Here is a 13,643-nt window from a genome sequence, read left to right as displayed (position 1 = left end):
CCCATGTCTGCTAGTGTCGCGCCGGTTTACCGTCTACCGGAATAGCCGCCATGGCCCGCAAAAAAGTTGCACTCGATTTCGAACAATCCCTCGCCGACCTGCAAACCCTGGTCGAGCGTCTGGAGAACGGCGAGTTGTCGCTGGAAGACTCGTTGACAGCGTTTGAGCAAGGCATCGGCCTGACCCGCGACTGCCAGAGCGCCTTGGCGCAAGCGGAGCAGAAGGTCCAAGTGCTGCTGGAGCGTGACGGGGAGTTGGCCGAAGAACCTTTCGATGCGGAACAGCCGGAATGATCGACGCGTATCAGGCCAGTAGCCAAGCCCGGGTCAATGCGGCGCTGGAGCCCTTGTTTGTTGCGCCAAGCCCCGAACTCAAGCGTCTGTATGAAGCCATGCGCTACAGCGTGATGAATGGCGGCAAGCGTGTGCGCCCGCTGCTGGCGTATGCCGCGTGCGAAGCCTTGGGCGCGCCCGCCGAGCAGGCCAATGGCGCCGCCTGTGCGGTGGAGTTGATCCACGCCTATTCCCTGGTACACGACGATTTGCCGGCCATGGACGATGACGATTTGCGTCGCGGCCAGCCAACCACCCACAAAGCCTTTGACGAAGCCTGTGCGATTCTCGCCGGTGACGGCCTGCAAAGCCTGGCGTTCAGCGCATTGCTGGACCCGGCGCTGAGCAGCGTCAACGCCGAGATCCGCTTGCGCATGGTCACCGCCCTGGCCGTCGCCGCTGGCCCCGCCGGGATGGTCGGCGGTCAAGCCATCGACTTAGGTTCGGTCGGCCAGAAGCTGGATCAGCAGGCCCTGGAATACATGCACCGCCACAAGACCGGTGCACTGATCGAAGCTGCCGTGCACCTCGGCGCCCTGGCCAGTGGCCGCGCTGAAGCCGAACAGCTGGCGGCGCTGAAAACGTATTCCCGCGCCATCGGCCTGGCCTTCCAGGTGCAGGACGACATCCTCGATGTCGAAAGTGACACCGCCACCCTGGGCAAACGCCAGGGCGCCGACATCGCACGGGACAAACCGACTTATCCGGCACTGCTCGGGCTTGAAGCCGCCAAGGCCTATGCCCTGGAACTGCGCGACCTGGCCCTGGACGCCCTGCGACCTTTCGACGCGGCGGCCGAGCCACTGCGCGACCTGGCGCGGTATATCGTCGAACGCCGGCACTGATCAGGGCGGCCATTGCAGCCGCATATCAGCCAAGTTCGGCGCTCTGCGTGGGCAGTTTGCGATGCTTGAGGTAAACTGCCGCCTCTTCTTATACCTATAACGATTCGCCTGATGCCCACGACGTTTCAAGAGATTCCCCGCAAGCGCCCGTCCACGCCCCTGCTCGACCGTGCTGCCACGCCGGCCGGCCTGCGTCGTCTGGGTGAAGCCGAGCTGGAAACCCTGGCCGATGAGTTGCGCCTGGAATTGCTCTACACGGTCGGCCAGACCGGTGGGCATTTCGGTGCCGGCCTGGGCGTCATCGAGCTGACTATCGCCCTGCATTACGTGTTCGACACCCCGGACGACCGGCTGGTGTGGGACGTGGGCCATCAGGCGTATCCGCATAAAATCCTCACCGGCCGCCGCGAGCAAATGGGCAGCCTGCGCCAGAAGGACGGGATTGCCGCCTTCCCGCGTCGCTCCGAGAGCGAGTACGACACCTTTGGCGTCGGCCACTCCAGCACCTCCATCAGTGCCGCGCTGGGCATGGCCATTGCCGCCCGCCTGCAAGGCAGCGATCGCAAGGCGATTGCGGTGATCGGTGACGGCGCGCTGACCGCCGGCATGGCCTTCGAAGCGCTGAATCACGCGCCGGAAGTCGACGCCAACATGTTGGTGATCCTCAACGACAACGACATGTCGATCTCGCGCAACGTCGGTGGCCTGTCCAATTACCTGGCCAAGATCCTCTCCAGCCGCACCTATGCCAGCATGCGTGAAGGCAGCAAGAAGGTGCTCTCGCGTCTGCCCGGCGCGTGGGAAATTGCCCGGCGTACCGAAGAATATGCCAAGGGCATGCTGGTACCCGGCACCCTGTTCGAAGAGTTGGGCTGGAACTACATAGGCCCGATCGACGGCCACGACCTGCCTACCCTGATTGCCACGCTGCGCAACATGCGCGACCTCAAGGGCCCGCAGTTCCTGCACATCGTCACCAAAAAGGGCAAAGGCTTCGCCCCGGCGGAAGTCGACCCGATCGGCTACCACGCCATCACCAAGCTGGAACCCGTGGACGCCCCCGCCGCCGCGCCGAAAAAGGCCAGCGGGCCGAAGTATTCCGGCGTGTTCGGCGAATGGCTGTGCGACATGGCCGCAGCTGACCCGCGCCTGGTGGGGATTACCCCGGCGATGAAGGAAGGCTCGGACCTGGTGGCGTTCAGCGAGCGTTTCCCGCTGCGTTACTTCGACGTGGCGATTGCCGAGCAGCACGCCGTCACGTTCGCGGCAGGCATGGCCTGTGAAGGCGCCAAGCCGGTAGTGGCGATCTACTCCACCTTCCTGCAACGCGGCTACGACCAGTTGGTGCATGACGTCGCGGTACAGAACCTCGACGTACTGTTCGCCATCGACCGTGCAGGCCTGGTGGGCGAAGACGGCCCAACCCATGCCGGTAGCTTCGATTTGTCCTACCTGCGCTGCATCCCCGGCATGCTGGTGATGACGCCGAGCGACGAAAACGAACTGCGCAAGATGCTCAGCACCGGCCACCTGTACAACGGCCCCGCCGCCGTGCGCTACCCGCGCGGCAACGGTCCGAATGCGGTGATCGAGAAGGACCTGGAGCCTATCGAGATCGGCAAGGGCATCGTCCGCCGCCAAGGCAGCAAGACCGCCTTCCTGGTGTTTGGCGTGCAACTGGCCGAAGCCTTGAAAGTCGCCGAGAAGCTCGACGCCACCGTGGTCGATATGCGCTTCGTCAAACCGCTGGATGAAGCCCTCGTACGCGAAATCGCCGCCAGCCACGAGCTGCTTGTGACGGTCGAAGAAAACGCCATCATGGGCGGTGCGGGCGCGGCAGTCAGCGAGTTCCTGGCGCGGGAGAACATCCTCAAGTCGGTGCTGCACCTGGGCTTGCCGGATGTGTACGTCGAACACGCCAAGCCGGCGCAGATGTTGGCGGAGTGTGGGTTGGATGAAGCAGGGATTGAAGCGTCGGTACGCGAGCGCATGGCGCTGGTGGGCCTGTAACCCAATCCCCCGGCAGAAACCGGATCTAAAATGTGGGAGCGGGCTTGCTCGCGAAGACGGAGTGTCAGTCACTGGAGTTGTCGACTGACCCACCGCCTTCGCGAGCAAGCCCGCTCCCACATGTGTTTTGTGCCGCCTTCAAACTCTATGGACAGACCATGAAACGCCTGCACCTCGCCCTCCTGCTTCTACCTGCCCCCGAACTGCTCGCCGACACCCGCGACCAAGCCCTGAACCTCCCCGACGTGGTCATCAGCGCCAACCGACAGGTGCAGGCGCGCAACGACAGCAGCGCCGCCAACACGGTTTTCACCCGCGACGACATCGACCGCCTACAGCCCACCAGCCTTACGGACCTGCTCAGCCGTGTGCCTGGCGTGCAAATCGCCCCCACCGGCGGGCGTGGCAGTTTGCCAGGGGTTTATATTCGCGGCACAAAATCCGCCCAGAGCCTGGTGCTGGTGGACGGCCAGCGCATCGCCAACACCACCTCCGGCGACAGCGGCCTGCAATACCTGAATGTCGATCAGATCGAACGGGTGGAAGTCTTGCGCGGCTCACGCTCGGTGATCTACGGCAGCGACGCAATTGGCGGGGTGATCCAGGTCTTCACCCGGCGCAATGCCGAGCAAGGTCTACAGCCGCGCTTGAAGCTGGGCTTTGGCAGCAACCAGACCTGGGAGCGCAGCTTCGGGCTGTCCGGTGGTGATGAACGCACGCGGTTCAACCTGGGTGCGAGCCTGGATGAAACGGCGGGCATCAACTCGACACATACGTCATTCCCCAGCGATGGCGACCATGATGCCTATCGCAACCAGTCCATCAGCTTGAACCTCAGCCACGCCTTCAGCGATGAGTTGGCGGTGGGCTTCAACCTGCTGGATAGCCGTGGCAAGTCCGAATACGACAACAGCTTCGGCCGCTATGACTTCGCCAGCGGGCAAAGCGTTGGGCAAAAACCCTACACCGACTACACCGTGAGCAGCGCCAGCGGCTATATCGATGCGAGCCTCAGTAAGCGCTGGCAATCGCGCCTGGAACTGGGCCACAGCGAGAACCGCGACACCAAGCGCGACACCCTCAGCGATGAGTTCAGCGTGTTCAACACCTACCGCGACTCGGTCAACTGGCAGAACGACCTGACCCTGAACGAGCAGAACAGCCTGATACTCGGTGCAGACTGGTACGAAGACCGTTTCCATGGCTCCACCACTTTTACCGAAAACAGCCGCTGGAATCGCGCCGCGTTTGTGCAGCATCGCTTCCACGGCGCGTGGTTCTCGACGGAGTTGGGCCTGCGCCGTGACCAGAACCAGCAGTTCGGCGGGCAGAACAGCTGGAGCGCCAGCTTCACCTTGCCGCTCAACCCCGATAACGACCTGCTGCTGAGCTACAGCGAAGGCTTCCGCGCGCCAACCTTCAACGACCTGTATTACCCCGACACGAAGTACAGCAACCCCAACCTGCGGCCCGAAACCTCAAAGAGCTACGAGCTGCAATGGCGTAGCCAATTGAGCGACAGCACGCGCCTGGAAGCCTCGCTGTACCGCACCGACCTGCGCGATGCGATCATCCTCGACAGCGCCAGCAAGCCGCAAAACGTCGCGGCGGCACGTATCAATGGCTTTGAAGCCGCGCTCAAGCAGGAGCTGTTTGGCTGGCAAGGCAACCTTGGGCTATCGCTTATCGACCCGCGTGACCGCGACAGCGGCCATACCTTGGCCCGTCGGGCACGTCGTACGTTGAGCCTGGACCTGGACCGGCAGTTCGACCGGCTGGGCGTGGGCGCCAGCTGGCAGGCAATCAGCAGCAGCTATGACGCGCAGGACAATACACAGCGCCTGGGTGGCTATGCACTGCTGGGGTTGCGCAGCAGTTGGGCGTTGAATCGCGAAGTGGCGTTGTCGCTGAAGGTCGATAACCTGTTGGACAAGCCGTTTGCGCGGGCGATGTATAGCTATGACGATGTGGACTTCAAGAACAATCAGGCTTATCGGGAAGAAGGCCGGGTGTGGATGATGGGTGTGACCTGGACACCTGAGATTTGATCGGCGCCTGTACTGGCCTCTTCGCGAGCAAGCCCGCTCCCACATTTTGAAAGTATTCGCAAATCAAAGTGTGGGAGCGGGCTTGCTCGCGAAAGCGGTCTCACAGGTCAGGCGATATCACCTGACACAACCGCGCCACCGCCTCCACCATCTGCCCACTGGGCCGCTCCAGGCCTTTATCCGGCACCAACCGCACTCGCACAGCCATGTTTGGCCAGACACGCCAGGCATCCTTCTGCGCCTGATCCCCCACCAGAATCACCTCGGGATCACGCTGCAACACCGACTCGATGCTCACCTGTGGCGCAGGCAATGTGAGGTCATCGAACACATTACGTGCGCCGCAAACGCTTAGCGCATCGCTGATGATCTGCCCGCCACCCACGGTGTACAGCGGTTGGTTCCACACCTGGTAAAACACCCGCAATGGCTCGGCTCGCTGATACCGCTGACGTAACGCGGCCAAGCGCTGACGCAATTGCGCGGCCAACTGGCGACCGGCATCCGCACGGCCCAACTGGTCCGCGATGGCCTGGACCTGGCTGGCGAGCTGTTCAAGGCTGTGAGGTTCGGCGACGTAGACCGGGATGTTCAAGCGCTGCAACTGCTCACGCTGGGCCGGGCCGACGCTGCCGGGCCAGAGCAGGATCAGGTCGGGCTTGAGGCTGAGCAGGCGCTCGATATTCAACTGACCGTAGTGCCCGACCGACGGCAGCGTCGCCAGGGCTGCGGGGCGTTCGCCGCCATCGAGCACGCCCACCAGCAAGTCGGCGGCGCCCAGTTCAACCACGATTTCAGACAGGGATGGCGCCAGGCTGACCACGCGTTCGGCCGCCAGAGCCTGGGCGCTGCATGCCAGCAGCAGGAGCGCCAGCCAGTGACGCCTCATCCCAGTTGACGGGGGATGCGATACAGGTAGAACAGCACCAGGGTCGACAGCGCCAATAGAAACAACGGCACCGCTTCCAGGCCGACAAATACCGCCAGCGCACCGATCCAGGCAGGCGCGGCGGCAATCAACAATGCGGTACGCCGACGGGCCGCCAGGGTGATCCAGGCGGCCGGTTCTTCAGGAGTATCGAGGGCTTTGGAGGTGGCGATCAGCGCGTGTTTATAGCCATGGAAATAGCGCAGGCTGAGAAACATCGAGGCCACGCCGGCGATAAAGAACGGCATGGCCAGCACGGGCAGCAAGGATTCGGCTTGGCCGAACACCAGGTTGATCACAAACAAGGGCAGCAGGGCCAGGGCCAGGTACTGCCACCAGTTGAAGGACAGTCGCCGTTTCACCTGGCCACGGGTCACGCGCGGTCAACCTCGCCCTGATGCTCGTTGCCCATCATGTGGTCGAGCTTGCTGGCCTTGGTGGCCAGGTAGAGTTTGTTGTGCGGGTTGTGCCCGGTGTGCAGCGGCACGCGCTCGGCGACGGTGATGCCCATCTCGGTCAAGGCTTTGACCTTGCGCGGGTTGTTGGTCATCAGGCGCAGGGATTTGACCCCCAGGTGTTCGAGCATCGGCAGGCAGATCGCGTAGTCGCGCTGGTCGGCGGCAAAACCCAGGCGCTCGTTGGCTTCGACGGTATCGGCGCCGCCATCTTGCAGCTCGTAGGCGCGGATCTTGTTCATCAGGCCAATGCCACGGCCTTCCTGACGCAAGTACAGCAGTACACCACGGCCTTCACGGGCGATGGCGCGCATCGCCGCTTCAAGTTGCGAACCGCAGTCGCAACGCTGGCTGAACAGTGCGTCACCGGTCAGGCACTCGGAGTGCACGCGGCCCAGCACCGGAGCGCCGTCAGCGATATCACCGAGGCTGAGCACGACGTGCTCGCGCCCGGTGGCTTCTTCAAGAAAGCCGTTCATGGTGAACGTGGCAAAAGGGGTAGGCAGCTTGGAAGCGGCGACGAAAACGACGGGCACCGTGTGCTCCTGATTTCAGTTTTTACAAAGGCGGCCATTGTAACAGCACGTTCCTACAGACGCTTAAGCTGAATTATCGCTGATAAAGATCAATAGGTTCGATTGGCCTTCATCCTGGTTCTATGCAGGTCAGAACGGATACGGCTGGTTCCAGCGCTCGAAGATCGCCTTCAGTTCGCCGCTTTTCACTAAGGTTGCGACGCGCTGGTCGTACACGGCCATCAACGCTCGCCCTCGTTCGGTATCGGCAAAACCGATATACAGCGGCAGCTCGGCAATATGGGTGAGCTGGAACTTCGAGGGATCGCTGGACTGGCTAAGGACGTACTTCGCTTCGGTCAACGCATCGATATAGAAGTCGGCCCGACCGTGTTGCAGCATCTGCAGAATGCCATCGCGGCGTTCGATCTGGTTGAAGCGGCGCACGTTGGGCAAGTACTCCTCGTACTTGTAGCCACGCACCCAGGCCAGGCGGTAATTGCCCAGCGTGGCCACGGTCGGCGCCGGCGTGCCGGCCAGGCCGAGGGCGTAGATGTGATCGGAGTCGAAATTCCAGTGGGGGTAGAGCACGCCAGTGGCTTCGTCCCGGTAGGAACCGACCCAGCCATCCACCTCGCCGCGCTGGGCCAGGCCGACAGAACGGGTATATGGCACCGTGCGGGTTTGCAGCGTGATCCCGGCCGGCTCGAACACTAGGCGCAACACGTCCCAGGCCAGGCCGCGGCCATCGGCGTTGGTGTAGTCGTCCCAGGCTTCACTGGCCAGCACGACCTTGCCCGGCGCCTCATCGGCGTGCACCAGAGGTGTGAGGGCGCACAGCAGGATCAACAGCCAGCGGCGCACATCCATGGTGGCAAGCTCCTACTCCGGAATGACTGTGTAGAGGGTAGCGCAGGTCGCCGACTTACGGCGCTTCGCGAAAGTGCTGATAGCCACGCACGGCCGGGGTGATGTCCTGGCCGTTGGCGTCCAGCAGCGTCACGCCCTGCCCCGCCTCGACCCGGCCGATCACGTGGATCGGCCAACCAGTCGCCAACAGCGGCGCCAGTTCCGCAGGCGGCAGGGTGAACGCCAGCACGTAGTCGTCGCCCCCGCTCAAGGCCGCCACGCGCGCGTCGTCGTCACCGACAAACGCCAGCAGCGCCGGGGACAGCGGCAACCGCTGGCGCTCGATCAACAGGCTGACAGCCGACGCCTTGGCGATATGCCCGCAATCGGCCAGCAACCCGTCGGAGATATCCATCGCCGAGGTCGCCTTGCCCCGCAACGCCAGCCCCAAGGCCAACTGCGGTTGCGGCGACCAATAGTGCGCCAGCAACGGCTCGGCAATCGCCGTCTCGGCGCTGCGCTGGCCCAACACCAGAGGCAAAGCGCCAGCGGCATTGCCCAACTCGCCGCCCACACACAATAAGTCGCCCGGCTGCGCCCCGCTGCGCGTCAACGCTTGTCCGGCGGGCACCCGGCCAAACACGGTCAGGGTCAGGCTCAGCGGGCCGCGCGTGGTGTCACCGCCGACCAGGCGCACGCCGCAGCTTTGCGCCATGACGTTCAAACCCTGGGCATAGCGTTGCAGCCAATCGGCATCGACGGTCGGGGTGGTGAGGGCAAGGGTGAATGCGAGGGGATGGGCGCCCATGGCGGCCAGGTCGCTCACGGCCACGGCCAACGAGCGCTGGCCGAGCAGGAACGGGTCGCAGGGGTCGGAAAAATGCACCCCGGCCACCAAGGTATCGGTGGAGATTGCCAACTGCTCCCCGGCGGGGAGCGCCAGCAAGGCGCAGTCGTCGCCGATCCCCAGGGCAATACCTTCGCCGCCCTGCGCACAAGGCGCGGCGGCGAAGTATTTGCGGATCAGCTCAAACTCGCCCATTGCGAACTCAAGCGCAGGTTAGCGCTTGTACGCCTTCACTTCGGCTTCACGCAGGCGCGGGGCCAGCTTGTCGAGCACACCGTTGACGAACTTGTGACCGTCGGTCGAACCGTAGACTTTCGCCAGCTCGATGCCTTCGTTGATCACTACGCGGTACGGCACGTCGACGCGGTACAGCAGTTCCCAGGCAGACAGGCGCATCACGCACAGTTCAACCGGGTCCAGCTCTTCGATGGTCAGGTCCAGGCAAGGTGCCAGGGCCGTGTCGATCTCGGTCAGGTGCGCATGCACACCGTGCAGGATGTCGTGGAAGTACGGCAGGTCGGCGAAGGTAAAATCGTTGTCGACGCGAAACTGCGCTTCGATTTCGTTCAGCGAAGTACCGGCCAGGTGGCGCTGATACAGCGCCTGGGTCGCCAACTGACGAGCAGCGCGACGCTTCTCGTTCTTCGATGGCTTACCGGCATCGGCTGGACGTGGCTCGCGCGGGTTGAAGTTGTCGCTCTCGTCGGAAATCACTTGGCCTCCAACTGCGACAGCAGGCTGACCATTTCCAGGGCGGACAAGGCAGCTTCGGCGCCTTTGTTGCCGGCCTTGGTGCCGGAGCGCTCGATGGCTTGCTCGATGGAATCCACGGTCAGTACGCCGAACGCAACCGGCACGCCGAACTCCATGGACACCTGGGCCAGGCCCTTGGTGCATTCGCCAGCCACGTATTCGAAGTGCGGGGTGCCGCCACGAATGACCGCGCCCAGGGCGATGATCGCCGCGTACTCACCCTGCTGAGCAACTTTTTGCGCAACCAGTGGGATTTCGAAGGCGCCAGGCGCACGGATAAGGGTGATATCGCTCTCGCTCACACCGTGGCGAACCAGGGCATCCACGGCACCGCTTACCAGGCTTTCAACCACGAAGCTGTTGAAGCGGCCAACTACCAGGGCGTAGCGGCCTTTGGGGGCGATGAAGGTACCTTCGATGGTCTTCAGGGTCATTCGACAAATCTCTTAAAGAGCCGGGACGCGCAAACGGCGTCCCTTAGTGATGATTTAACCGCGAACAAGGGGCAAGAATCGCCGGCCTTTATTCGGAGGGCACGTATTCTACTACTTCCAGGTCGAAACCGGATATGGCATTAAATTTCATCGGTGCACTCATCAGGCGCATTTTGCGCACACCGAGGTCACGCAGGATCTGCGAACCGGCACCGACAATGCTGTAGGTGGTCGGTTTTTTCACCGGCGCGTGGTCGGCGGTTTCGCGGATATGCGCCAGCAGCACATCGCCATCCAGCGGGTGGCCGAGCAACAGCACCACGCCACTGCCTGCCTCGGAAACCGCAGCCATGGCGGCGCGCAGGCTCCAGCGGCCCGGCTGCTTGACCATCAGCAGGTCGCGCAGCGGGTCCATATTGTGCACACGCACCAGGGTCGGCTCTTCGGCGCAAATGTTGCCCAGGGTCAGGGCCATATGCACGTCGCCTTCCACTGAATCACGGTAGGTCACCAAATTGAATTGGCCCAGTTCGCTGTCCAGTGGCTGCTCGGCAATCCGCTGAACGGTACGTTCGTGGATCATCCGGTAGTGGATCAGGTCGGCAATGGTGCCGATCTTGATGTTGTGCTCGGCGGCAAACGCCTCGAGTTCGGCGCGACGGGCCATGGTGCCGTCGTCATTCATCACTTCGCAGATCACCCCGCTCGGCTCGAAACCGGCCATGCGCGCCAGGTCGCAGGCGGCTTCGGTGTGGCCGGCACGGGCCAGGGTGCCACCGGGTTGGGCCATCAGCGGGAAGATATGGCCGGGGCTGACGATGTCTTCAGCCTTGGCGTCCTTCGCGGAAGCGGCTTGCACGGTGCGCGCGCGGTCAGCGGCGGAGATACCGGTGGTAACACCCGTCGTGGCTTCGATGGACACGGTGAACTTGGTGCCAAACCCGGAGCCGTTACGCGGCGCCATCAGCGGCAGCTTGAGCAGTTCGCAGCGCTCGCGGCTCATGGGCATGCAGATCAGCCCGCGGGCGTGCTTGGCCATGAAGTTGATGTGCTCAGCCTGGCACGCCTCGGCGGCCATGATGATGTCGCCTTCGTTCTCGCGGTCTTCGTCATCCATCAGGATGACCATCTTGCCTTGGCGGATGTCTTCAACCAGTTCTTCGATGCTATTGAGCGCCACGTGGCACCCCCTTGGTCAGGATTTCAGGTAGCCGTTAGCGGCCAGAAAACTTTCGGTGATGTTACTTCCGGTTGGCTCTGCGGCCTTATCGCCCAACAGCAGGCGCTCCAGGTAACGGGCAAGCAAGTCCACTTCCAGGTTCACCCGGCGACCAGGCTGGTAAGACGCCATGATGGTTTCGCTGAGGGTGTGGGGAATGATGGTCAGTTCGAATTCGGCGCCGTTCACGGCGTTCACGGTCAGGCTGGTGCCATCGACGGTGATCGAGCCTTTGTGGGCGATGTACTTGGCCAGCTCCTTGGGCGCGCGAATGCGGAATTCCACGGCACGCGCGTTTTCGCTGCGCGCGACCACTTCGCCGACGCCATCCACATGGCCGCTGACCAGGTGGCCGCCCAGGCGGGTGGTCGGGGTCAGGGCTTTTTCCAGGTTCACCGGGCTGCCGGCCTTGAGGTCGTTCATCGCGGTGCAGTCCAGGGTTTCCCGGCTGACATCGGCGGCAAAACCGTTGCCTGGCAACTCGATGACGGTCAGGCACACGCCGTTGATGGCGATGCTGTCGCCCAGCTTGACGTCGCCGAGGTCCAGCTTGCCGGTTTCAACCGACAGGCGGACGTCGCCCCCCTTGGGGGTCATTGCACGGATGCTGCCGATGGATTCGATGATGCCGGTGAACATGGCCTTCTCCTGGAAAACGTTACCGCGCTGGGCGCAGGCAGAAAATTATACGCTCGCTGCTGGAACAGGGATGGCAGTGACTCGCCAGTCATCGCCTACAGCGCGCATTTCAGTGATCTTGAGTTGGGGGGCGTCTGCCAGTTTCTCAAGCGGCCAGTCCAGCAAAGGCCGCGCGGCGGAGCCGAGGAACTTGCCGGCGATGAAAATCACGTATTCATCCACCAGGCCTTGCTGGGCAAAGGCGCCCGCCAGGCTTGGCCCGGCTTCCACCAACACGTCGTTGACGCCACGGGCCGCCAGGGCGACCAGCGCCGAACGCAGGTCAACCTGGCCCTCGACGCCCGGCACCACCAGGCACTCGGGGCCACGGGGGAACTGGTTTTCCGCGGTCACACAGGTGATGACCAATGCCGGGCCGGCCTTGAAGAACGGCGCGTTGAGCGGCACGCGCAGGCGGCCGTCGATGAGCACGCGCAACGGCGGGCGCGACATGGCCAGGGCGGTGGTTTCCTCATCCAGACCCAGCTCGGCGGCGCGTACGGTCAGGCGCGCACCATCGGCCAGCACCGTGTCGGCGCCGGTCAGCACCACGCTGGCCTCGGCACGCAGGCGCTGCACGGCGGCGCGGGCGGCGGGGCCGGTGATCCATTGGCTCTCGCCGCTGGCCATCGCGGTGCGCCCGTCCAGGCTCATCGCCAGCTTGACCCGCACAAACGGCAGGCCGTGTTCCATGCGTTTAAGGAAACCGGGGTTCAACGCGCGCGCTTCGCTTTCCAGAACGCCGCTGCGGGTTTCGATCCCGGCCTGGGCCAGACGCTGCATGCCGCGCCCCGCCACTTCCGGGTTCGGGTCCTGCATGCCAGCCACCACGCGCGCCACGCCGGCACTCACCAGCGCATCGGCGCAGGGCGGCGTGCGGCCGTGGTGGCTGCACGGTTCGAGGGTCACGTACACCGTGGCGCCACGGGCCTTGTCACCGGCAGCGCGCAGGGCGTTGGGCTCGGCGTGGGGCTCGCCGGTGCGCTCATGCCAACCTTCGCCGACGATCCGCCCATCGCGCACGATCACGCAGCCGACCCGTGGGTTGGGATGGGTGGTGTACAGGCCCTTGCGCGCCAATTCGAGGGCGCGGGCCATGTAATGGGCGTCGAGGACAGCTTGTTCGGCAGACGGTGGGGTCATTGTTTGGCAGGCTCACGGGCCAGGCGGTCGATTTCTTCGCGGAACTCGTTGAGGTCCTGGAAGCGTCGATACACCGAGGCGAAACGGATATAGGCGACTTCGTCGAGCTTTTGCAGCTCGCCCATCACCAGCTCTCCAACCACCAGGCTCTTGACCTCGCGCTCGCCGGTCGCCCGCAACTTGTGCTTGATATGCACCAGCGCGGCTTCCAGGCGCTCGACACTCACCGGGCGTTTTTCCAGGGCGCGCTGCATACCGGCGCGCAGTTTGTCTTCGTCGAAAGGCTGGCGGCTGCCGTCGGACTTGATCAGGCGCGGCAATACCAGTTCGGCAGTTTCGAAGGTGGTGAAACGCTCACCGCAGGCCAGGCATTCGCGCCGGCGACGCACTTGATCGCCCTCGGCGACCAGACGTGAGTCAATGACCTTGGTGTCGTTGGCACCGCAGAAGGGACAGTGCATGGTGGCAGGCAACAAAAAAAGGGAGGGCCATGGTAGCGCATCCCCGTGGCAAGACAAGCCATAGCCTTTACGGTATATAGACTGGCTATTATGTTTCTTGATTTTAAAGCCACGGATTTTGCCCTT

Annotated in this window: 15 protein-coding genes; 4 read left to right on the top strand and 11 right to left on the bottom strand. The window is 63.4% G+C overall.

Annotated features, from left to right (window positions below):
• Positions 1-50 precede the first annotated feature (50 nt).
• The 4 genes from ACZRMO_RS22765 (at position 51) to ACZRMO_RS22750 (ending at position 5,235) form a co-directional block, all read left to right on the top strand.
• The gene (locus ACZRMO_RS22765; protein WP_003176346.1) at positions 51-293 is read left to right on the top strand and encodes an exodeoxyribonuclease VII small subunit; all 243 of its coding nucleotides are present in this window, start codon (positions 51-53) and stop codon (positions 291-293) included.
• Positions 290-1,177, top strand: a complete 888-nt coding sequence (ispA, locus tag ACZRMO_RS22760) for a (2E,6E)-farnesyl diphosphate synthase (RefSeq protein WP_463974257.1) — start codon at positions 290-292, stop codon at positions 1,175-1,177. The genes ACZRMO_RS22765 and ispA overlap by 4 nt, the downstream gene beginning before the upstream one ends.
• A 111-nt stretch (positions 1,178-1,288) precedes the next feature.
• Positions 1,289-3,187 carry a 1-deoxy-D-xylulose-5-phosphate synthase gene (gene dxs, locus ACZRMO_RS22755; protein ID WP_463974256.1) on the top strand — a complete coding sequence of 633 codons (1,899 nt, stop codon included), beginning with the start codon at positions 1,289-1,291 and terminating at the stop codon, positions 3,185-3,187.
• Between the two features lie 158 nt (positions 3,188-3,345).
• Entirely contained in the window at positions 3,346-5,235 is a 1,890-nt protein-coding gene (locus ACZRMO_RS22750; protein ID WP_463974255.1) for a TonB-dependent receptor domain-containing protein, read from the top strand.
• 100 nt (positions 5,236-5,335) lie between these two features.
• Here ACZRMO_RS22750 and ACZRMO_RS22745 read toward each other — a convergent pair whose 3' ends face one another.
• From ACZRMO_RS22745 to nrdR, 11 genes are all read right to left on the bottom strand, one after another.
• A complete protein-coding gene (locus ACZRMO_RS22745; protein ID WP_463974254.1) occupies positions 5,336-6,124 on the bottom strand; it encodes a cobalamin-binding protein in 789 nt (262 codons plus the stop codon).
• Positions 6,121-6,540, bottom strand: coding sequence for an MFS transporter (locus ACZRMO_RS22740; RefSeq protein WP_463974253.1), 420 nt, complete (start codon positions 6,538-6,540; stop codon positions 6,121-6,123). The genes ACZRMO_RS22745 and ACZRMO_RS22740 overlap by 4 nt, the downstream gene beginning before the upstream one ends.
• Positions 6,537-7,154, bottom strand: a complete 618-nt coding sequence (ribA, locus tag ACZRMO_RS22735; protein ID WP_016978544.1) for a GTP cyclohydrolase II — start codon at positions 7,152-7,154, stop codon at positions 6,537-6,539. The genes ACZRMO_RS22740 and ribA overlap by 4 nt, the downstream gene beginning before the upstream one ends.
• Before the next feature lie 129 nt (positions 7,155-7,283).
• Positions 7,284-8,003, bottom strand: a complete 720-nt coding sequence (locus ACZRMO_RS22730) for a substrate-binding periplasmic protein (RefSeq protein ID WP_463974252.1) — start codon at positions 8,001-8,003, stop codon at positions 7,284-7,286.
• A 55-nt stretch (positions 8,004-8,058) separates the two neighbouring features.
• The gene (gene thiL, locus ACZRMO_RS22725) at positions 8,059-9,024 is read right to left on the bottom strand and encodes a thiamine-phosphate kinase (protein WP_463974251.1); all 966 of its coding nucleotides are present in this window, start codon (positions 9,022-9,024) and stop codon (positions 8,059-8,061) included.
• 18 nt (positions 9,025-9,042) lie between these two features.
• On the bottom strand, positions 9,043-9,543 hold the full coding sequence (nusB, locus tag ACZRMO_RS22720) for a transcription antitermination factor NusB (protein WP_017736636.1): 501 nt from the start codon (positions 9,541-9,543) through the stop codon (positions 9,043-9,045).
• Positions 9,540-10,016, bottom strand: coding sequence for a 6,7-dimethyl-8-ribityllumazine synthase (gene ribH / locus ACZRMO_RS22715; RefSeq protein WP_003194576.1), 477 nt, complete (start codon positions 10,014-10,016; stop codon positions 9,540-9,542). The genes nusB and ribH overlap by 4 nt, the downstream gene beginning before the upstream one ends.
• An 88-nt stretch (positions 10,017-10,104) precedes the next feature.
• Complete coding sequence (gene ribBA, locus ACZRMO_RS22710) at positions 10,105-11,196, bottom strand: bifunctional 3,4-dihydroxy-2-butanone-4-phosphate synthase/GTP cyclohydrolase II (protein ID WP_463974250.1); 1,092 nt, start codon at positions 11,194-11,196, stop codon at positions 10,105-10,107.
• 15 nt (positions 11,197-11,211) lie between these two features.
• Positions 11,212-11,874 (bottom strand): riboflavin synthase, encoded by a 663-nt coding sequence (locus ACZRMO_RS22705; RefSeq protein ID WP_017736638.1) that lies wholly within the window; start codon positions 11,872-11,874, stop codon positions 11,212-11,214.
• A gap of 45 nt (positions 11,875-11,919) precedes the next feature.
• On the bottom strand, positions 11,920-13,056 hold the full coding sequence (gene ribD / locus ACZRMO_RS22700) for a bifunctional diaminohydroxyphosphoribosylaminopyrimidine deaminase/5-amino-6-(5-phosphoribosylamino)uracil reductase RibD (protein ID WP_463974249.1): 1,137 nt from the start codon (positions 13,054-13,056) through the stop codon (positions 11,920-11,922).
• Positions 13,053-13,517 (bottom strand): transcriptional regulator NrdR, encoded by a 465-nt coding sequence (nrdR, locus tag ACZRMO_RS22695; RefSeq protein WP_017736640.1) that lies wholly within the window; start codon positions 13,515-13,517, stop codon positions 13,053-13,055. The genes ribD and nrdR overlap by 4 nt, the downstream gene beginning before the upstream one ends.
• Positions 13,518-13,643 lie beyond the last annotated feature (126 nt).

The sequence above is a fragment of the Pseudomonas sp. B611 genome, assembly GCF_055407965.1.
The sequence above is the reverse complement of the archived record's forward strand: the minus strand, read 5'-3'. Positions and strand labels throughout refer to the sequence as shown.